Raw genomic sequence first — 262 nt, 5'->3', positions numbered from 1 at the left:
AGCTCATAAGGCGTATGAAAATACTGCATTACCAATCGGGCAGGGACAGACAATTTCACAACCTTACATTGTGGCTCGAATGACTGAGCTTCTGTTACAGCATAACCCTCAAAAAGTATTAGAGATTGGAACCGGTTCAGGCTATCAGGCTGCTATTTTAGCATCGTTAATTCCAGAGTTATGCACTATTGAACGTATCAAAGCATTACAAATACAAGCTCGTCAAAGACTAAAGCGCCTAGACCTACATAATGTATCATTC

1 protein-coding gene is annotated in these 262 nt (G+C 40.5%); it reads left to right on the top strand.

What is annotated here, in order from left to right:
• Positions 1 to 262: class I SAM-dependent methyltransferase (locus AAEY75_RS15760; RefSeq protein ID WP_502944442.1), on the top strand; the 262-nt coding region annotated here is incomplete at both ends.

The sequence above is a fragment of the Psychrobacter sp. TB55-MNA-CIBAN-0194 genome, assembly GCF_040309505.1.
GTDB classification, from domain to species: Bacteria; Pseudomonadota; Gammaproteobacteria; order Pseudomonadales; family Moraxellaceae; genus Psychrobacter; species Psychrobacter fozii.
Note: the sequence above shows the minus strand (reverse complement) of the source record. Positions and strands in the feature narration are given on the sequence as shown.